Origin of the sequence: Providencia sp. Je.9.19 (genome assembly GCF_051129765.1) — a bacterium.
In the GTDB taxonomy this organism is placed as follows: domain Bacteria; phylum Pseudomonadota; class Gammaproteobacteria; order Enterobacterales; family Enterobacteriaceae; genus Providencia.
Genome location: NZ_JBCPSS010000007.1, coordinates 158,888 through 178,141, shown reverse-complemented (window position 1 = coordinate 178,141; position 19,254 = coordinate 158,888). Strand labels below are relative to the sequence as shown.

Genomic DNA, 19,254 nt, shown 5'->3' with positions numbered 1-19,254 from the left:
AAAGTCTAATATCTTGTTAATTTGACGATGGCTGAATGTCAAAAACAAACGTCATAAAATGATAAACTTTGTTAATAATTAAATGAAAATAATATATCATGATAAAAAAACTACTCTGCACTGCTGCCATAGCGTCTCTCGCAGGTAATGCGAACTCTGAAGAGTTTCTCGGATATCAAAATGGCTTTGCTGATATCAATGTTAACTATTTGGATTGGTCACATCGCACAGAAACCAAATCTGAACACACTACACACAAAAAAGATTTTGCTTATATTGAATTAGAAGGTGGGGCTAATTTTAAATGGGGAGAATTATATGGTTTTTTTGATGTTGAAAATCCACTTCATCAGCGCCGGACAGAGCCTGGGCGTAATCAGCGCTATACCATCAAAACAACTGGACGCGTTTATTTAGGTGATAGCGGACTCAACCTTTATGGACATGTTTATGGTACTTGGTCGATGCCGGGTGCAAAATATGGTGGCAACTTTCACGAGGTAAACACTCTATATGGGCTAGGCTATAACACCGTCATTGACGATCTGTGGTTTAAACCCTTTATTGCACTTCATTATGTCGATCAAACTTATTACTCAGGGAACAATGGCTATGTTGTTGGCTGGGTTGCGGGCTATAACTTTAAGATGTTTGAAGAGAATTTCATGATTACTAACTGGCATGAAATGGAGTTTTCTCGTCATAAACGCTATGGTAATGGCGGTCGAGATGGAATAAACGGTGCTTTAGCTTTTTGGTGGAATGCGACGCCTAACTTAGCCGCCGGTGTGCAATATCGTTATGCTGATAATAAATTAGGTGATAATTTTTACCAAGATGCGATCGTTTACACATTAAAGTATACGTTCTAACTTTCCATAAGAAAATTATATTCAATTATAATAAATCTGTTTTTTATCAATAAAGTAATAATATTACTTTACTATTTCACCGATAAGGTACTGATTTTTTCCTTATCGGTAGTAAAAAACGTATTTTCCACTACCATTTTATTTAACATTCATATCAGTTTTCATTTTTTTTCTTCTCTTTTGTATATATTTTTCCTTGTAAAATTACTAAGATAATTTACTATTAGTGTCGTTTTATCAATATATACTTATAATCCGCATCAATTTTAACTGTTTTGATATAAGTTCTTTACATGTGATCATATTAACATAAAGAGCTAACAATTCAGTTTCTTTGCCTTACAATCATTTACACTAGCATAACCTTACCGTAAAATACCCGTACTGATGAAACGACAATTAGAATCTTTGTCATTTGGGGTCGTGGATGAGACTTATGAACTACAAAAAAAGTATTGGAGCAATCTCACTGGTTGTAGCAGCCTTACTATTAGGCGGTTGTGATATGGTGTTGATGGACCCAAAAGGCGCCGTTGGCGTTAAACAAAAAGAGCTAATTCTTATTGCAGTTGGCTTAATGCTCCTTGTTGTGATCCCTGTTATCTTTATGGCATTTATTTTTGCTATGAAATACCGTGAATCCAATAAGTCAGCAACCTATCGTCCTAACTGGGCTCACTCAAATAAAATTGAGCTAGTCTGCTGGACTGTTCCTATCATTATTATCATTATTCTCGGTACCATTACTTGGAAAACGACGCATGAGCTGGATCCGTATCAGCCATTAGTTAGTGATCAGGAACCTATTACCATTGAAGTTATTTCTGCCGACTGGAAATGGATATTCATTTATCCAGAGCAAGGTATTGCAACAGTTAACGAAATCGCATTCCCTACTGGTGTGCCTGTAAACTTCAAAATCACGTCTGATTCGGTGATGAACTCGTTCTTCATTCCATCTTTGGGTGGCCAAATCTACGCGATGGCGGGTATGCAAACTAAACTTCACTTAATCGCTAATGAACCTGGCACCTATAAAGGCTTCTCTGCAAGCTATAGTGGCAAAGGCTTCTCCGATATGAAGTTCAATGCAATTGCAACTCCTGACCGCCAAGGCTTCGAAGAGTGGGTACAAAAGGTGAAAACTTCACCTAAAACCATGGATACAATGCAGGCATTTGATGAAGTCGCTAAGCCTAGCATTAACGTTCCTGTTACCTACTTCTCTAGCGTGAAACCTAAACTGTATGACGAAATTGTTCTCAAGTTTGGTCATGAACACCATCAAGGTCACGCGCCTGTAGAAACGACTAAAGAATCTACAGATCAATCTATGCATATGGGCCATAATGCTCATGCAGGCGCTGAGGAATAAGGGCATGTTCGGAAAATTAACACTAGATGCAATTCCACTTCATGAGCCAATTATTGTTATCACACTGATCGCTATTGTCCTAGGTGGACTAGCATTACTGGGTGTGATTACCTATTTTGGTAAATGGAAATGGTTGTGGAAAGAGTGGCTAACAACAGTTGACCACAAAAAAATTGGTATCATGTATATCATCGTTGCGATGGTTATGTTATTCCGCGGCTTCGCGGATGCCATCATGATGCGTGGTCAGCAAGTTCTAGCCTCTGCTGGCCAAGAAGGTTATTTAAACCCTCATCACTATGACCAAATCTTTACCGCACACGGCGTTATCATGATTTTCTTCATGGCAACTCCATTTGTTGTTGGTTTGATGAACTTTGTAGTTCCTCTGCAAATTGGTGCTCGTGACGTTGCCTTCCCATTCCTAAACTCATTGAGCTTCTGGTTCTTTGTTGTTGGTGTTGTACTTATCAACATCTCTTTAGGGGTTGGCGAATTCGCACAAACAGGTTGGTTAGCTTACCCACCACTATCTGGCTTGGAGTACAATCCTGGCGTCGGGGTCGATTACTGGCTTTGGAGTCTACAGATATCCGGTATAGGTACATTATTGACAGGTGTTAACTTCTTCGCGACGATTATCCGTATGCGTGCACCAGGTATGTCGATGATGAAAATGCCTGTCTTTACTTGGACAGCATTTTGTACCAACATCCTAATTATTGCAGCTTTCCCTATTTTAACAGTTACCCTCACGTTACTGACATTAGACCGCTATATTGGCACTCATTTCTTCACGAATGATATGGGTGGCAACATGATGATGTACATTAACTTGATTTGGGCTTGGGGACATCCTGAAGTTTATATCCTTGTACTGCCTGTATTTGGTGTATTCTCAGAAGTTGCAGCAACATTCTCCAAAAAACGTCTATTCGGTTATACCTCTTTGGTTTGGGCAACAATCGCCATTACCGTGATGTCATTCGTCGTTTGGCTACACCACTTCTTTACCATGGGGTCTGGTGCAAACGTCAATGCCTTCTTTGGTGTTGCAACCATGATTATCGCAATCCCAACTGGGGTTAAGATTTTCAACTGGCTGTTCACCATGTACCAAGGTCGTATCGAATTAAAATCCCCAATGTTATGGACTATCGGTTTTATCATCACCTTCTCAGTTGGTGGTATGACAGGTGTTCTATTAGCCGTTCCGGGTGCAAACTTCGTTCTACATAACAGCCTATTCTTAATTGCTCACTTCCATAACGTAATTATCGGTGGTGTTGTATTCGGTTGTTTTGCTGGTATGACTTACTGGTTCCCGAAAGCATACGGTTTCTCATTAAATGAGAAATGGGGTGTTCGCGCATTCTGGTTCTGGATTATCGGTTTCTTCTTAGCATTTATGCCGCTATATATCCTAGGCTTCATGGGTATGACTCGTCGCCTAAGCCAGAATATTGATCCTGCTTACCACGCAATGCTCGTAACTGCTGCAGTTGGTGCTGCGGTCATTGCACTTGGTATTGCATGTCAGGTAATTCAAGTCATTGTCAGTATTCGTGACCGCCATGCTAACCGTGATTTAACCGGTGACCCATGGGGTGGACGTACACTGGAGTGGGCAACCTCTTCTCCACCACCATTCTATAACTTCGCCGTTGAACCACATATTCAAACGCGTGATGCTTGGTGGGATATGAAAGAGAAAGGTACCGCTCATAAAAAACCAACTTCATATGAAGAAATTCATATGCCAAAAAATACAGGCGCTGGCGTAATTATCGCTGCATTTAGCTTGTTATTAGGTTTCGCAATGATCTGGCACATCTGGTGGCTCGCAATCGTTGGTTTTGGTGGCATGATTGTTACTTGGATTGCAAAAAGCTTCGACGAAGATGTTGATTACTACGTACCTGTGGCTGAAATCGAGCAAATCGAGAATAAGCACTTTGAAGAATTACGTAAGGCAGGTGTGAACGATGTCAACTAATACAGTGACTAATCAAAACTTAGCCCATGCAGAGCATGGGCATCATGATGCAGGCGGAACTAAAGTCTTTGGTTTCTGGATCTACATAATGAGTGACTTGATCCTGTTTGCCTGCCTATTTGCAACCTATGTTGTTTTGGCTGATGGCACTGCTGGTGGCCCCGCAGGTAAAGACATCTTCAGTCTGAAGTTCGTATTAGGTGAAACATTCTTACTGTTAGTCAGTAGTATCACTTACGGCTTCGCGATGATTGCCATGCACAGAGGCAAAATTGCATTCGTCAATTTATGGCTGTTTGCAACGTTCTTACTGGGTCTTGGCTTCGTATTTATGGAAGTCTATGAGTTCCATGAGCTTATCTCTGAAGGCTTTGGTCCTGATCGCAGTGGCTTCTTATCTGGATTCTTCGCTTTAGTTGCTACGCATGGTCTGCACGTCACCGCAGGTCTGATTTGGATTATCATCATGATGATCCAAGTTTCTCGCCGTGGTCTAACTGAAGTCAACAAGACGCGTCTAAATTGCCTTAGCCTGTTCTGGCACTTCTTAGATGTTGTTTGGATCTGTGTATTTACCGTTGTTTATCTGCTGGGGGCAATTTAAATGAGTCATGCAAAAGATGCTCATACCGGAGCAAGCCACGGTAGCGTTAAGACTTACATGATTGGTTTTATTCTGTCTATTATCCTGACAGTAATTCCTTTCTGGATGGTGATGGAAGGTACTGCATCACAAGCCGCAATCCTTTGGACTGTTGTTGGGATGGCTGTTGTGCAAATCTTTGTTCACCTTATATGCTTCTTACACATGAACACATCATCAGATGAGCGATGGAACCTCGTAGCATTCCTGTTCACTATGCTAATCGTCGGTATCGTTGTAATTGGCTCTCTGTGGATTATGTACAACCTGAACATCAATATGATGCTCGACTAAAGAGTTGCCATTATGTTTAAGAAATACCTGCAAGTGACCAAACCAGGAATTATCTTCGGAAATCTGATTTCTGTGATCGGCGGTTTTCTCCTTGCCTCAAAAGGCTCGATAGATTATCCGCTGTTTATTGCGACTTTGCTGGGTGTATCACTGGTCGTGGCTTCTGGTTGTGTTTTCAACAACTACATTGACCGTGATATTGACCGTATCATGGAAAGAACCAAGAATCGCCCTTTAGTTAAAGGGCTGATTGACCCGAAAGTTAGTCTGATTTACGCAACTGTGTTAGGTATTGCAGGTGTTGTGCTGCTACTCGTAGCAGCTAATGCACTGGCAATGCTGCTGGCGATAATTGGTTTCATTGTTTATGTTGGCGTTTATAGCCTTTATATGAAACGTAAATCAGTATATGGCACATTAATTGGCAGCCTTTCTGGCGCAGCACCACCGGTTATCGGTTACTGCGCAGTCACAAATGAATTTGATGCAGGTGCTCTTATCCTGTTATTAATCTTCAGCTTGTGGCAAATGCCGCATTCCTATGCCATTGCCATTTTCCGCTTTAAGGATTATCAGGCAGCTAACATTCCGGTTCTGCCGGTTATCAAGGGAATATCTGTCGCTAAAACACATATCTTCTTGTACATCCTAGCGTTTATGGTCGCAACGTTAATGTTGGCAATCAGCGGATACGCTGGTTATAAATATTTAATAGTTGGTGCAGCAGTGAGCTTATGGTGGCTTGGCATGGCTATTTCGGGTTTCAAAACCGAAAATGATGACCGTGTTTGGGCAAGAAAATTGTTCATCTTCTCAATTGTTGCGATAACTTCGCTAAGTGTGATGATGTCAATCGACCCTATCGTTTCAAGCGATACTGTTATAGCACTCGTTAGATAATTTATTCATCATTAATGATAAGCATATATAAATGGCGGGGGCTTCCCTGCCATTTTTATTTATCTCTAACTGCTTTTGCAACTCACTTTTACTTATTCTGCCTATCTATATTAATCTATTTTATGGTTAAATAGCCGCTTGCTATTTATAAGCTAGATATTAAATGCACTATTAAAAATGCTAATAGCTTGATTTAAATTATTTTTGCTACAACATAACGTGTTTATTCAAAATAGTTCGTGTTGTAGCAAGGCGGCAAACGAGGATACCTTAGGGAGCATACATAAGTATGTGACCTAAGTAGCCAAGAGAAGCCAACACCGCTACAGCACGAAATATGAAGAATAAAAATGAATGATAACAAAATGACCCCCCTAGAACTCCGCGCCACTTGGGGACTGGGTTCTATTTTCTCCCTTCGCATGCTTGGCATGTTTATGGTCTTACCTATTTTGACCAGTTATGGCTTACATTTGCAGGGAGCCAGTGAATTTTTAGTGGGTGTTGCTATTGGTATTTATGGTTTAAGCCAAGCACTATTTCAAATCCCTTTTGGCTTGATGTCTGACAAAATAGGCCGTAAACCCTTAATTATTTTTGGTTTAGTCATCTTTATTATTGGTAGTGTTGTTGCCGCCCTCAGCGATTCTATATGGGGAATTATTATTGGTCGCGCATTACAAGGGGCTGGGGCAATTTCAGCTGCCGTAATGGCTCTTCTTTCAGACTTAACCCGTGAACAGAATCGAACCAAAGCCATGGCCTTTTTAGGCATTAGCTTTGGGGTAACCTTTGCGATCGCCTTAGTATTAGGGCCTATCATCACGCATATGGTTGGATTAAGTGGGCTATTTTGGGGAATTACGCTACTGGCCATTGGTGCCATCGTTGTGACGATTTTTGTCGTACCCAATAGCAGTCATCATACAGTGAACCGTGAGTCTGCTTTTGTAAAAAGTAACTTAAAAACCGTGCTGATGCATCCGCCACTACTTAAGCTTAATATCGGTATTTTATGTTTGCACGCACTCTTGATGTCGAGCTTTGTTGCACTTCCGTTGATCATGACCGACGCAGGTTATTTAGCTAAAGATCATTGGAAAGCCTATTTGATCACCATGTTAATCGCCTTTGTCACTGTATTGCCTTTTATTATCTACGCAGAAAAATACCGCAAAATGAAGCAGGTTTTCCTATTTTGCATTGTGGTTCTGGCACTTGCGGAAGTGACGTTGTGGTTATCTGGCAGCCATTTATGGGTAATTTTTATCGGTATTCAACTCTTTTTCATTGCATTCAATGTGATGGAAGCAATTTTACCTTCGCTCATCAGCAAAGAAGCGCCGGCGGGTTATAAAGGTACTGCGATGGGTGTTTACTCTACCAGCCAATTTTTAGGTGTCGCTATTGGTGGAATTTTAGGTGGATGGCTATATGACTTTGATGGTGCAAGCACGGTATTTATCAGTGGGTTAGTGCTCACTATTGTGTGGTTCATTATCAGCCTAACAATGCAACAACCCCCTTATGTCAGCAGTATTCGCTTAATATTACCCCATCGCTTTAAAAATATAGCGCGACTTCAGCAACAGCTTGAGTCTCAAGAAGGGGTAATGGAAGTCGTGATAATTGATGAAGAAATGAGCGTTTATGTCAAAATTGATAGAAAAGTGATTTCGCGAGAACAACTCGAAGCAATTATTCACGCTGATTAACATTTATTCGTCTTCAAACTATTCTTTTTAAATGTATTATTTTTAGCTAAATTAGCCCACATAAAGTGGGCTAATCGAAAATCAATCGTGTAAATTAATCGCGGAAATTATTAAATTGGAACGGTTGACCTAAATCACCAGAACGCACTAACGCCATAACCCCTTGTAGGTCATCGCGCGCTTTCCCAGTCACACGGACTTGCTCACCTTGAATTTGCGCTTGAACTTTTAATTTACTGTCTTTAATCAGTTTAATGATTTTTTTCGCGGTCGCAGCATCAATACCTTCTTGTAGAGTAACCTCTACACTATAGGTTTTACCACTATGGACAACGTCTTCAGGCACTTTAAGTACCGCGCCATCAATACCACGTTTTGACATTTTTTCTCGTAGAATATCAATCAACTGAAGAACCTGAAAGTCTGACGCACTGGTCACTTTTATAGATTCATTTTTTTCGTTCAATTCAATGCTAGCTTCTACGTTTTTAAAATCCCAACGGGTTGTAAGCTCGCGCTGAGCATTTTCTACCGCATTACGGACTTCATTCATTTCAACTTCAGATACAATATCAAATGATGGCATATTAAGGCCTCCTGATAATCAATGTTGTGCGCATAATAACGTTTTTAGTTGCCATACTTCAAGTTGTTGCGCGAGCTGTTGCATTGTTAGCTGCGCTTATTCACTTATCTGTGCTCTGTGAGTCTCATTCATTTACTCTCTTCCTACAACTTGAATTCGTTAGAGTATATACTGGATATCTATCTGATAGACTTTACAAGGTAAAGTTTAGATAGCCTATTTCAAAGTGGTATTATTTTAGAGGGGCCCGATGAAAATAACCCTTATTGGTTGCGGTGCGATAGGCAAGCTCTGGCTTGCTTCGCTGACCTTGCAAGGCCATGATACCCAAGGCTGGTTACGTATTGCTCAACCGGATTTATTTGTTGATGTCAATGAGCCCGATGGCCGTACTTTTCGCGAACTCATTCCTTGTAATAATATTAATCACCTTAATACCAGCGAGTTAGTGATTGTCTGTCTAAAAGCGTGGCAAGTTTCTGATGCATTGCTGCCACTACTTAGCAGTATTCCTGAAACTAGCCCCATTTTACTGCTCCATAACGGAATGGGGACAATTGAAGAGCTCGGCGCTTTACGACACCCATTTTTAAGTGGGGTAACAACTCATGCTGCTTGGCAAGAGCACAACCAAGTCTTTCATGTTGCTAATGGTATTACTCATATTGGTGCCGTCAATTCTCAAGCTGAATTTTATTACCCTATTGCTGATGTCCTACATGAAGCCTTACCTGACGTTGCATGGCACAATCAAATTATAACGACCTGTTGGCGAAAGTTAATTGCAAACTGCGTGATAAATCCGCTCACTGTCGAATATAATGATAAAAATGGTGCGCTTATTCATCACGTTAAACAAGTTGAACGCATTATTGATGAAATTTGTCAGGTCATGACCGCTGAAGGATTACATACCGACAAAGCCGAACTTACCGAGTACATTTATGGCATCATTGATAATACAAAAGATAACTATTCATCAATGCTGCAAGACATTCGTAATCATCGGCGCACAGAAATTGATTACATTACTGGATATTTGATAAAGCAAGCCAGAGCTCATGGTCTCCAAACGCCGGAAAATGACCGTTTATATCACTTAGTTAAAAATAGAGAACAACAATATGACGGCTTCAGTTCTAATATGCGTAGCCAATGGTAGTGAAGAAATAGAAACAGTCACTACGGCTGATTTACTTGTCAGAGCTGGTATACAAGTGACGCTAGCTAGCGTCACCGAAGATAGCTCCGTTGAAATTACTGCATCAAGAGGAATGAAGTTTATTGCGGATACCCCACTAATCAATGTGGCGGATGAGCCTTTTGATGCCATCGTATTACCCGGAGGACTCGCGGGTGCTGAGGTTTTTCGTGATAGTCCTTTAGTGGTTGAAAAAGTACGACGCATGCATCTTGATGGTAAAATTGTGGCCGCAATTTGTGCAGCTCCAGTCGTGGTTTTAGAATATCACCAGTTATTTCCATTCGGTAATATGACCGCCTTCCCGACATTGAAAGATAAAATTCCAACGAATAGATGGGTCGATAAACGTGTTTACTTCGATGAGCGCGTTAATTTGTTAACCAGCCAAGGTCCTGCAACCTCATTTGATTTTGCATTAAAACTGATTGAATTATTACTTGGTCGAAAAATTGCTGGCGAGGTTGCATCACAATTGGTTTTACCCAACGGGATCAATGATTATTTAGAAGATTAGTACCTTAAAAAGAGCAGGTTTATTGGTTCCCCTGCTCTTTTTAAATAAGCGATTACGGACGATAAACCTTAATATTATCAAACCCTTGTTCTTTCAAGTATAGCGCTTGCAAACGGCTCATGACCCCACGATCGCAATACAACAAATAGGTTTTTTCTTTCGGTAAATCACCGAACTGCGTACTTAAACGGTAAAACGGAATGTGTTTAACTTCAATACCGTCAATCACCAAAGGCTTATCTTCATGTTCATCCGGTGAGCGGATATCTAAGACGACTTCATTAGCCGCGGATAAATCACTAACCATTTCAACTTCAGGCACCTTCTCAAGGCTTTCCTGCGCGATTTGGCGAATATCAATATTTTGTGATTGCTGAACAACCGCATCTAAAATACTAAAATCAAAGTTAGCTTCTTCCGCTTCAATTTTAGCTTTAACCGCTTTAACTGTTGGACTTTTTGAGATAACGCCACAATATTCAGGCATCGTTCTTGAAAACTCTTCAGTTCCAATCTGGCGAGCTACTTTAATAATGTGCTCTTTATCATGGGAAATAAGTGGTCTTAAAATCAAGGTATCAGAGGCATTATCGATAAGACGCAAATTAGTCAGTGTTTGGCTAGAAACTTGCCCTAACGCTTCACCGGTGACAATCGCTTGAACACCATAACGTTCAGCAACTTTAGATGCAGCGCGAACCATCATGCGCTTAAGCACAACGCCCATCTGACCGTCATCAACTTTTTCTAAAATTTCAGCGACAACAGGTTCAAAGTTAACCGAAATAAAACGAACTTTGTGCGAGCTACCAAAACGATTCCATAAATAGTGCGCAATTTGCTTCACACCAATTTCATGTGCCGCACCACCAAGATTAAAGAAGCAGTAGTGAACACGGCAACCGCGGCGCATCAACATATAGCTAGAAACACCAGAGTCAAATCCACCTGAAATTAAGGATAAAACATCTTCTTGAGTTCCAATGGGGAAACCACCAATTCCTTCAATACGCGCTTTAACTAAAATAAGATTTTCATCTTCAATTTCTAAATGCACAGTTGTATCAGGATCAGTCAGTTTAACTTTTGCTGTCGCAATGTGTTGATTTAACCCACCGCCAATATAACGCTCTGCCTCAATCGAGGTAAATTCATGTTTACCTCTACGTTTTACTCGAACACAAAAGGTTTTATTTTCAAGTGAAGGCGCATAATATTCATACACCATCTCATAGATATGGTGCAAGCTGGTGAAGGGTTTATCTTCCACTTCAAGAATATGGTGAATACCAGGAATACGACTTAGCATATCGCAAATTTCGTCGTGTTGTGTTTCCCCTTTTACACGCACTTCAATGTTATCCCAATGACGGACAACCGCGATTTCTTCACCAAACGGTTTAAGGACGTTACGGATACTACTGGTTAGGATTTTAATGAATCGTATTCTAACAGTCTGGCTTTTAATGGTAATTTCTGGGAATAACTTAATGATAAACTTCATAATAGCGGCATGTTCAAGGTTATAGGGAAAAACGAACGTATTTTAAACGCGACACACGTACACTTTACCGATTGTCAATAATGGGAAACATTATAACACTATCTTGCGCGGCGAATCTAAAAACACCAATAATAAATTGTAACCACGCCGAGACTGCGTTAGTCTGCTAAACAATTAAAATACCTTCGAACAAGTGATTTAACATTACTGGTTAATGAATGATGGCTAAAGAAAAATCCCAAAAAGTTCCAACTGTTAGTTTTGAAAACTCGCTAAAAGAGCTTGAGCAAATCGTTGCTCGCCTTGAGTCTGGCGATCTTCCATTAGAGGATGCGCTAAATGAGTTTGAACGCGGTGTTCAAATTGCTAAGCAGGGCCAAAAAGTCTTACAACAAGCAGAACAACGTGTTCAAATTCTGCTTAGTGATGATGAAAATAAACCCCTTGATGATTTTTCACCTGATACAGAATAAATTATGTCCGAAAAATACCTAAATAATTTCGTTCAGCAACAGCAACAAGCCCACGAAAGAGTTAATCAATATTTATTAACAGCCTTAGATGCATTACCTTTTGCTGATTTACCTTTAGCTCAAGCAATGAAATATGGCACATTATTGGGTGGAAAACGTTTACGCCCATTTTTAACCTATGCTGTAGGTTCAATGCTGGGTGTATCCCAAGAAAACTTAGATGTGCCCGCTGCTGCCGTTGAATGCATTCATGCTTATTCGTTAATTCATGACGATTTACCTGCTATGGATGACGACGACCTACGCAGAGGTCAACCGACTTGTCATATCAAGTTTGGTGAAGGTAATGCAGTTTTAGCGGGTGATGCCCTACAAACATTAGCCTTTCAATTATTGTCATCAGCACAAATGCCAGATGTTTGCGACAAAGACAGAATTGCAATGATTGCAGAGCTATCTTATGCAAGTGGCCTCGCGGGTATGTGTGGCGGACAAGCTTTAGATCTTGATGCAGAAGGTAAACGCATTGATCTTGCTGCCCTAGAACGTATTCATCAACATAAAACAGGCGCACTCATTCGCTCAGCAATTCGTTTAGGCGCATATTCTGCAGGTGAAAAAGGTCATTTATTATTACCGGCTTTAGATAAATATGCTGAATCTATCGGCCTTGCCTTTCAGGTCCAAGACGATATCCTAGACGTTATTGGCGACAGTTCGGTGACAGGTAAGCGTCAAGGTGCAGATGCTGAACATGAGAAAAGTACTTATCCATCCCTGTTAGGCCTTGAATCTGCACAACAAAAAGCACGTGAGCTCTATCATAATTCAATTGCAGCTTTAGAGACTATCCAATCGCAAGGCTATAATATAGAAATGCTGAAAGCTTTAGCTAATTTCATTATTGAGCGTAAAAGCTGACAATATGCTTTGCCTTTTGGCATTCATAAGGCCGATAATTACAACATTATTACCCGATGTAATTTAAATTGTATGACGGGTTATACCCTAATAATTCAAATTGTAGGTAGACCTATCCCGAGGAGCATACAAAAGTATGAGACTTGGGTGGCATAGCGAAACCAACGCCCCTACAGCTTGAAGTATGACGGGTATTTTTTTATTAATTAAAAGTGAGCACCTAATGAGTATCGACATCGCTAAATACCCTACGCTGGCACTAGCCGAGACACCAGATGAACTTCGTCTGCTGCCTAAAGAGAGCTTGCCTAAGCTTTGTGATGAGCTTAGGCAATTTTTACTTAATAGCGTGGGACGTTCAAGCGGTCACTTTGCTTCCGGTCTTGGTGCCGTTGAGCTTACCGTGGCATTACATTATGTGTATAAAACTCCTTTCGACAACCTTGTCTGGGATGTTGGGCACCAAGCCTATCCACATAAGATTTTAACGGGTCGTCGCGATAGAATTGATACTATTCGCCAAAAAAATGGTTTGCACCCTTTCCCTTGGCGCGCTGAAAGTGAATATGACATTTTAAGTGTAGGTCACTCCTCAACCTCAATTAGTGCAGGTTTAGGTATGGCGATTGCCGCCAAAAAAGAGAATAAAAATCGTAAAACTGTCTGTGTAATTGGTGATGGTGCGATTACTGCGGGTATGGCTTTTGAAGCAATGAACCATGCGGGCGATGCAGAAACAGATATGTTGGTGATCCTCAATGATAACGAAATGTCTATTTCTGAAAACGTCGGTGCACTGAATAACCATTTAGCGCACCTACTCTCAGGCAAGCTGTATACTACGCTACGTGAAGGTGGCAAAAAAGTTTTCTCAGGCATTCCGCCTATTAAAGAATTATTGAAGAAAACTGAAGAGCACATAAAAGGCATGGTAGTACCTGGTACTATGTTTGAAGAATTAGGTTTTAATTATATCGGTCCTGTTGATGGCCATGATGTCGTTGCCTTAACCCAGACCTTAAAAAATATGCGAGACCTTAAAGGTCCTCAATTTTTGCATATTATGACCAAAAAAGGTCGTGGCTACGAGCCGGCAGAAAAAGATCCTATCAGCTGGCATGCAGTGCCTAAATTCGATCCAAGCACATTCACACTACCTAAAAGTAAAGAAACAGGTCCCACATTCTCTAAAATTTTTGGTGACTGGCTGTGTGAAGAAGCGCGAGATGACGAAAAACTGATGGCTATCACACCAGCAATGCGTGAAGGCTCGGGTATGGTTCGTTTCTCAAAAGAATATCCTGACCAATATTTCGATGTCGCGATTGCTGAACAGCACGCAGTTACCTTTGCCGCTGGTCTAGCTATTGGCGGTTATAAACCGATTGTAGCAATTTATTCGACTTTCTTACAACGTGGCTACGACCAAGTGATCCACGATGTGGCTATTCAAAAACTGCCCGTCATGTTTGCTATTGATCGCGCAGGAATTGTTGGTGCTGACGGTCAAACCCACCAAGGATCATTTGATATTTCATTCTTACGCTGCATTCCAACTATGATCATCATGACACCGAGTGATGAAGATGAATGTCGCCAAATGTTACATACAGGATATCAATACCAAGATGGCCCAACCGCAGTTCGTTATCCAAGAGGAACGGGAACCGGTGTGGAACTTAAGCCGCTATCGCCGCTGCCAATAGGTAAAGGTATTATTCGTCGTCAAGGTGAGAAAATCGCTATCTTATGCTTTGGTACTTTATTAAGCCACGCATTAGAAGCCGCTGAGCAACTCAATGCCACTGTTGTTGATATGCGCTTCGTGAAGCCACTTGATGAGGCACTAATCCTTGATATGGCAAACAACCATGAATTCATTGTGACACTGGAAGAAAATGCCATCATGGGTGGTGCAGGTAGTGGTGTTAATGAATTTTTGATGCGTGAAAAGAAAATTTTACCGGTATTAAATCTTGGATTACCTGATTTTTTTATCTCTCAAGGCAGCCAAGAAGAGCTAATCTCAGAACTTGGTCTAGATTGCGTTGGCATTGTTCGCTCGATCACCACTTATCTCGACAAACCTTAATCTTTAATTCAGTAGGCATTGCAATACGCAGTGCCTACTTCTATTTTATTGCATAAAAAGCAAACCACACCGAAGAACAGCTTCACACCGCTTGTGAGTAATAGTATTCATTTATATTACCATTTAAATATAAATAACTTTAAATCCTTTTTATTTACATTTTAAACGTATCCCAATATCATTCAATCTAATAAAAAAACATAATTAAAATTTATTTATAAGTAAAATAATTATTTTTACTTTTTATTAAAACAAGAACATCTGATTTAAATGTAAATATTACAAATAAAGGCATGCAAATTATTTTAAAATCTATTAGTATGAAGTGTATCACGGTGTTTCATGATAATTTAAATATTGAATTAATCTCATTAAACGCCCGTAGTCTGGGAATGCTTACCTTATGTATGCAGCGACTTAGACATAAGAAAGCAAATTTATAAAAGTGATAATATTAACTGTGTTAATTTAACAAATTTAACCCGAAATTAATTAATCGATATATTTATATTCTTATTTAATAACTTAATAACAGTTATTCACCAGTCAAACTAAAATTAGCATATAGTTTCTCTTTATTAGAAGAATTTAATTATTAGATTTTGGAGTGCTTATGTGTGGACAATATATTAATGAACCCTTGTATTTATCTATTGCAAGTTGGATCTTAAAGCAAGACCGTTGGACAACAGCCCGAGAAATATCAAATAATTTTGATATTCCGCATCCTAATGCGGTCAATATTATCTCTTATATTCTTTCAGATGTGACTGAGATCCAATGTGAAATTAAAATGATCCCAAATAAACTTGCAGGTAGAGGATGTCAGTGCCAAAGGCTGATTAAAGTCAAAGGTATTGATAACCAACTCTATTCTCGTCTTAGAGGCTATCAATCTGAAAAAGTAACGCTTAGCTCTCCTGCTAAAATGGCAGCAGTTCCGCCTACTGAGCTTAATAGAGAACAAAAATGGCAGTGGATGCTGTCAAAAGCACAGCGCCGTGAAGCGATTTAATATTGATCTGTAAAACGCAGGTTTATTGAATTTTTATAACTGCGTTTTACATTATCTAATCACGTAGAACTTATTTATTTACTGCCCTTTCGGTTTGACATCTGTTGTGCCGACTAGCAAAGGACGGTTTGCCTCGATCTCAGTTAATGGCATTGTTTCTTGTAATCCTAAATGGTATCGCCCCGCTAAATCTTGATATTCTTTGGTGTTTAAACGCTTCCAATACATTTCATCATCAGTGACTCGGCGAAGATAGCGAGCGGGACTGCCCACAAGAAGCTGCCTTGTTTCCCCAACAAACCCTGCTTTCACAAAGCTCATTGCCGCCACGATACTTTCATCGCCAATAACTGCACCATCCATAATCACACTGTGCATACCAATTAATGTATCACGACCAATAATGCAACCGTGCAGTATTGCGCCATGACCAATATGACCACATTCACGAACTATTGTTTCTACATTGCTGTATCCGTGCATAATGCAACCATCTTGGATATTTGCGCCAGCTTCAATAATTAAGCGTCCATAATCGCCACGTAAAGAGGCATGTGGCCCAACAAATACACCTTCGCCAATAATAACATCCCCAATAATAACAGCTGAGGGATGGATATAAGCGGTTGGATGAACCACGGGGATCACCCCTTCAAATGCATAAAAGCTCATAATGCCTCTATTATTACGTTAAGTTTAACGACCTTTCCAGTTTGGCTCTCTTTTCTCTGCAAATGCTAAAGGTCCTTCGGTCGCATCTTCAGAGTGAAGAACATCTGGATAATTTGTTAACGTACCACTGCGCATCAATTGATAGCCTTCCTCGACAGATAGCTCCGCTGTAGCACGGAAAATCTCTTTTAATGCGGCAACCGCTAATGGCGCACTCTGGGTGATTTGTTCAGCTATCTCACGTGCTTTAGTCATTAATTCATCGATAGGAACAACATAGTTAGCAATACCCCAGCGTAATGCTTCCTGCGCATCCATACGTCTGCCTGTCATCACCATTTCATTCACTATAGGCGCGGGTAATATTTTAGGTAAACGCAGGACACCGCCACTATCTGGTACGATACCTAATTGTGCTTCTGGCAAAGCAAAGCTGGCGTTTTCCGCACAAATAATCATATCTGCCGCGAGCGCAAGCTCAAATCCACCACCAAAAGCATAACCGTTTACCGCGGCAATAACAGGTTTATTCAGATTAAAAATTTCAGTTAACCCTGCGAAACCACCGGGGCCAAAATCTGCATCAGGGGCTTCGCCCTCAGCTGCGGATTTAAGATCCCAACCTGCGGAGAAAAATCGCTCCCCCGCCCCTGTAATAATCGCCACTCTCAGTGTTGGGTCATCACGAAAATTCAAAAATACTTCACCCATTTTGAAGCTAGTTTTAGCATCAATCGCATTGGCTTTTGGTCTATCGAGAACAATTTCCAGTACCGATCCATTGCGTGTTACTTTTAATGATTCGCTCATAGTTCAATCCCTTAATTATTAAAATACCTTGTGCGTTAAAATTGAAAACTGACAATTAAAAGTAAAATGATCAGTTCGCTCAATTATTTCAGATGCCTTTTCAACACCTTACCAGAACAGTTACGAGGCAGATCCTGACGAACCTCAACCCATGATGGCACTTTAAATTTCGCCATTTGTTTCTCACAAAAGGCAAAGAACTCTTCCTCAGTCAAAATTGCGCCTTCTTCGAGTACAATAAATGCCTTAATAGCCTCATCACGAATATCATCAGCGACACCAATCACCGCCACATCGACAATAGCCGGGTGTGATGCAATGATATTTTCAATTTCACTACAAGACACATTTTCACCACCGCGTTTAATCATGTTGCAACTTCGATCAACAAAGTAAAAAAAACCGTCGTCGTCTTGATAAGCAAAGTCGCCAGTATGTAGCCAATCATCGCTGTCATAAGCTTTTGCTGTTGCTTCGGGATTATTGTAATAGGCTTTAAATAACGTTTTTCCTCGTTCACCTTTCACACACAGTTCACCAATAACCCCCGTAGCGACGGGCTGATTTTGTTTATCGCGAATTTGTGCTTGATAACAAAAACCTACACGGCCAATCGATGGCCAACGACGCTTATCGCCAGGTCTATCACCAATCAAGCCCACAATGGTTTCGGTCATACCATAAGACGTTAAAAGCCGAACACCAAAACGTTCAATGAACTGGTCTTTTTCTTCATCGCTAAGATTGAGATAAAATAAAACTTCACGTAGTTGATGATTGCTTTCATTGTCAGCAATAGGCTGGCTCAATAAAGTTCGCATCATCATAGGAATACATTCAGTCACTGTGGCGCGATATTTGACTATTTGCTGCCAAAAACGACGAGCACTGTATTTTTCTAATAAAACGAAGGTGGCACCAACTGAAAAAGCTGCCATCGATGCAGTACATTGACAATCAATATGAAAAGCAGGCATGACAGTTAAATACACATCATCTGAACGTAGTGCGCACTGCCAAGAAGAGTAATATCCCGCAAAACGTAAATTATAATGGGTGATAACGACACCTTTAGGTTTAGATGTCGTTCCCGAGGTAAATAATATTTCAGCAGTATCACCAACATCGATTTCAATTAATTGCGTTAATTCTGGGGAGTGCTTAGCGAGTTCATGCATGAAATCTGATATGCCATCTTGTGGTTCAAGCGGCGTATCAGAAATAAGAAAAACATGCTCAAGTATTGTGCTGTTGTCATCTAAAATACGCTGATAAATATCAGCAAAATGAGGACGAGTGACGACCATCCGAGCTTGACAATTTTTCATGATCCAAGCACTTTCTTCATATCTAAATCTTGCATTCACCGGCACCATAATTGCGCCTATTTTTGCTAGACCAAACCAGCAAAAGAAAAATTCCGGGCAATTATCTAAATGCAAAGCAACTTTGTCTCCTTTTTGTATACCATGAGCTAAAAAGAGATTTGCAGTGCGGTTAATATGTTGATTCATTTGTGAATAACTTAACTCGCGTACATTCCCTTCACAGGATTCAAAGATAAGCGCAGTTTTATTTTTATAGGTATGAGCAAGGTCATCCCACATTTGGCGCAAATTTTGTTTACCGATTACATCCATCAATTGTTATCCCATCATTTCCCTGATG

General features: G+C 40.4%; 18 protein-coding genes. 13 read left to right on the top strand and 5 right to left on the bottom strand.

The annotated features are described in order from the left end of the window. Nucleotides 1–98: 98 nt before the first annotated feature. The 7 genes from AAZR93_RS19210 to AAZR93_RS19180 all read left to right on the top strand — a co-directional run bounded on the left by AAZR93_RS19210 (nt 99) and on the right by AAZR93_RS19180 (nt 7,795). Complete coding sequence (locus AAZR93_RS19210; protein ID WP_434720761.1) at nt 99–872, top strand: outer membrane protein OmpK; 774 nt, start codon at nt 99–101, stop codon at nt 870–872. A gap of 427 nt (nt 873–1,299) precedes the next feature. Next, a complete protein-coding gene (gene cyoA / locus AAZR93_RS19205; protein ID WP_294108447.1) occupies nt 1,300–2,247 on the top strand; it encodes a cytochrome o ubiquinol oxidase subunit II in 948 nt (315 codons plus the stop codon). Between the two features lie 4 nt (nt 2,248–2,251). Beyond that, nucleotides 2,252–4,243 carry a cytochrome o ubiquinol oxidase subunit I gene (gene cyoB, locus AAZR93_RS19200; RefSeq protein ID WP_294108443.1) on the top strand — a complete coding sequence of 664 codons (1,992 nt, stop codon included), beginning with the start codon at nt 2,252–2,254 and terminating at the stop codon, nt 4,241–4,243. Next, nucleotides 4,233–4,847: a cytochrome o ubiquinol oxidase subunit III gene (locus AAZR93_RS19195; RefSeq protein WP_294108441.1), complete on the top strand. Its 615-nt coding sequence runs from the start codon at nt 4,233–4,235 to the stop codon at nt 4,845–4,847. The genes cyoB and AAZR93_RS19195 overlap by 11 nt, the downstream gene beginning before the upstream one ends. Beyond that, the gene (locus AAZR93_RS19190; RefSeq protein WP_294108439.1) at nt 4,848–5,180 is read left to right on the top strand and encodes a cytochrome o ubiquinol oxidase subunit IV; all 333 of its coding nucleotides are present in this window, start codon (nt 4,848–4,850) and stop codon (nt 5,178–5,180) included. A gap of 12 nt (nt 5,181–5,192) precedes the next feature. After that, on the top strand, nt 5,193–6,080 hold the full coding sequence (cyoE, locus tag AAZR93_RS19185) for a heme o synthase (RefSeq protein ID WP_294108437.1): 888 nt from the start codon (nt 5,193–5,195) through the stop codon (nt 6,078–6,080). A gap of 350 nt (nt 6,081–6,430) precedes the next feature. Continuing rightward, a complete protein-coding gene (locus AAZR93_RS19180) occupies nt 6,431–7,795 on the top strand; it encodes an MFS transporter (protein ID WP_434720760.1) in 1,365 nt (454 codons plus the stop codon). Nucleotides 7,796–7,889: 94 nt separating this feature from the next. Here AAZR93_RS19180 and AAZR93_RS19175 read toward each other — a convergent pair whose 3' ends face one another. Next, a complete protein-coding gene (locus AAZR93_RS19175; RefSeq protein WP_294109116.1) occupies nt 7,890–8,381 on the bottom strand; it encodes a YajQ family cyclic di-GMP-binding protein in 492 nt (163 codons plus the stop codon). 250 nt (nt 8,382–8,631) lie between these two features. Here AAZR93_RS19175 and panE point away from each other — a divergent pair, with 250 nt between their 5' ends. Both panE and yajL read left to right on the top strand, forming a co-directional pair. Continuing rightward, the gene (gene panE, locus AAZR93_RS19170; RefSeq protein WP_294108434.1) at nt 8,632–9,543 is read left to right on the top strand and encodes a 2-dehydropantoate 2-reductase; all 912 of its coding nucleotides are present in this window, start codon (nt 8,632–8,634) and stop codon (nt 9,541–9,543) included. Then, complete coding sequence (gene yajL / locus AAZR93_RS19165; protein ID WP_294108432.1) at nt 9,506–10,099, top strand: protein deglycase YajL; 594 nt, start codon at nt 9,506–9,508, stop codon at nt 10,097–10,099. Before panE ends, yajL begins: the two co-directional genes overlap by 38 nt. Before the next feature lie 52 nt (nt 10,100–10,151). Here the strand turns inward: yajL and thiI are convergent, their stop codons facing one another. Next, complete coding sequence (gene thiI / locus AAZR93_RS19160) at nt 10,152–11,603, bottom strand: tRNA uracil 4-sulfurtransferase ThiI (protein WP_294108430.1); 1,452 nt, start codon at nt 11,601–11,603, stop codon at nt 10,152–10,154. A gap of 221 nt (nt 11,604–11,824) precedes the next feature. Here thiI and xseB point away from each other — a divergent pair, with 221 nt between their 5' ends. The 4 genes from xseB to caiF all read left to right on the top strand — a co-directional run bounded on the left by xseB (nt 11,825) and on the right by caiF (nt 16,104). After that, nucleotides 11,825–12,076, top strand: coding sequence for an exodeoxyribonuclease VII small subunit (gene xseB, locus AAZR93_RS19155; RefSeq protein WP_294109109.1), 252 nt, complete (start codon nt 11,825–11,827; stop codon nt 12,074–12,076). Nucleotides 12,077–12,079: 3 nt separating this feature from the next. Then, nucleotides 12,080–12,997: a (2E,6E)-farnesyl diphosphate synthase gene (ispA, locus tag AAZR93_RS19150; protein ID WP_434720759.1), complete on the top strand. Its 918-nt coding sequence runs from the start codon at nt 12,080–12,082 to the stop codon at nt 12,995–12,997. A gap of 223 nt (nt 12,998–13,220) precedes the next feature. After that, the gene (gene dxs, locus AAZR93_RS19145) at nt 13,221–15,089 is read left to right on the top strand and encodes a 1-deoxy-D-xylulose-5-phosphate synthase (RefSeq protein WP_294109102.1); all 1,869 of its coding nucleotides are present in this window, start codon (nt 13,221–13,223) and stop codon (nt 15,087–15,089) included. A gap of 613 nt (nt 15,090–15,702) precedes the next feature. Continuing rightward, entirely contained in the window at nt 15,703–16,104 is a 402-nt protein-coding gene (caiF, locus tag AAZR93_RS19140; protein WP_294108426.1) for a carnitine metabolism transcriptional regulator CaiF, read from the top strand. Nucleotides 16,105–16,182: 78 nt separating this feature from the next. Here caiF and caiE read toward each other — a convergent pair whose 3' ends face one another. The 3 genes from caiE to caiC all read right to left on the bottom strand — a co-directional run bounded on the left by caiE (nt 16,183) and on the right by caiC (nt 19,226). Then, the gene (gene caiE, locus AAZR93_RS19135; protein WP_434720758.1) at nt 16,183–16,776 is read right to left on the bottom strand and encodes a carnitine operon protein CaiE; all 594 of its coding nucleotides are present in this window, start codon (nt 16,774–16,776) and stop codon (nt 16,183–16,185) included. Between the two features lie 24 nt (nt 16,777–16,800). Then, nucleotides 16,801–17,586, bottom strand: coding sequence for a crotonobetainyl-CoA hydratase (gene caiD, locus AAZR93_RS19130; protein ID WP_294108421.1), 786 nt, complete (start codon nt 17,584–17,586; stop codon nt 16,801–16,803). Between the two features lie 83 nt (nt 17,587–17,669). After that, the gene (gene caiC, locus AAZR93_RS19125; protein ID WP_434720757.1) at nt 17,670–19,226 is read right to left on the bottom strand and encodes a crotonobetaine/carnitine-CoA ligase; all 1,557 of its coding nucleotides are present in this window, start codon (nt 19,224–19,226) and stop codon (nt 17,670–17,672) included. Nucleotides 19,227–19,254: the final 28 nt, after the last annotated feature.

Coding starts and splice junctions, on each gene's coding strand:
- AAZR93_RS19210 (WP_434720761.1), top strand. CDS start 99: ATGATAAAAAAACTACTCTGCACTGCTGCCATAGCGTCTCTCGCAGGT.
- cyoA (WP_294108447.1), top strand. CDS start 1,300: ATGAGACTTATGAACTACAAAAAAAGTATTGGAGCAATCTCACTGGTT.
- cyoB (WP_294108443.1), top strand. CDS start 2,252: ATGTTCGGAAAATTAACACTAGATGCAATTCCACTTCATGAGCCAATT.
- AAZR93_RS19195 (WP_294108441.1), top strand. CDS start 4,233: ATGTCAACTAATACAGTGACTAATCAAAACTTAGCCCATGCAGAGCAT.
- AAZR93_RS19190 (WP_294108439.1), top strand. CDS start 4,848: ATGAGTCATGCAAAAGATGCTCATACCGGAGCAAGCCACGGTAGCGTT.
- cyoE (WP_294108437.1), top strand. CDS start 5,193: ATGTTTAAGAAATACCTGCAAGTGACCAAACCAGGAATTATCTTCGGA.
- AAZR93_RS19180 (WP_434720760.1), top strand. CDS start 6,431: ATGAATGATAACAAAATGACCCCCCTAGAACTCCGCGCCACTTGGGGA.
- AAZR93_RS19175 (WP_294109116.1), bottom strand. CDS start 8,381: ATGCCATCATTTGATATTGTATCTGAAGTTGAAATGAATGAAGTCCGT.
- panE (WP_294108434.1), top strand. CDS start 8,632: ATGAAAATAACCCTTATTGGTTGCGGTGCGATAGGCAAGCTCTGGCTT.
- yajL (WP_294108432.1), top strand. CDS start 9,506: ATGACGGCTTCAGTTCTAATATGCGTAGCCAATGGTAGTGAAGAAATA.
- thiI (WP_294108430.1), bottom strand. CDS start 11,603: ATGAAGTTTATCATTAAGTTATTCCCAGAAATTACCATTAAAAGCCAG.
- xseB (WP_294109109.1), top strand. CDS start 11,825: ATGGCTAAAGAAAAATCCCAAAAAGTTCCAACTGTTAGTTTTGAAAAC.
- ispA (WP_434720759.1), top strand. CDS start 12,080: ATGTCCGAAAAATACCTAAATAATTTCGTTCAGCAACAGCAACAAGCC.
- dxs (WP_294109102.1), top strand. CDS start 13,221: ATGAGTATCGACATCGCTAAATACCCTACGCTGGCACTAGCCGAGACA.
- caiF (WP_294108426.1), top strand. CDS start 15,703: ATGTGTGGACAATATATTAATGAACCCTTGTATTTATCTATTGCAAGT.
- caiE (WP_434720758.1), bottom strand. CDS start 16,776: ATGAGCTTTTATGCATTTGAAGGGGTGATCCCCGTGGTTCATCCAACC.
- caiD (WP_294108421.1), bottom strand. CDS start 17,586: ATGAGCGAATCATTAAAAGTAACACGCAATGGATCGGTACTGGAAATT.
- caiC (WP_434720757.1), bottom strand. CDS start 19,226: ATGGATGTAATCGGTAAACAAAATTTGCGCCAAATGTGGGATGACCTT.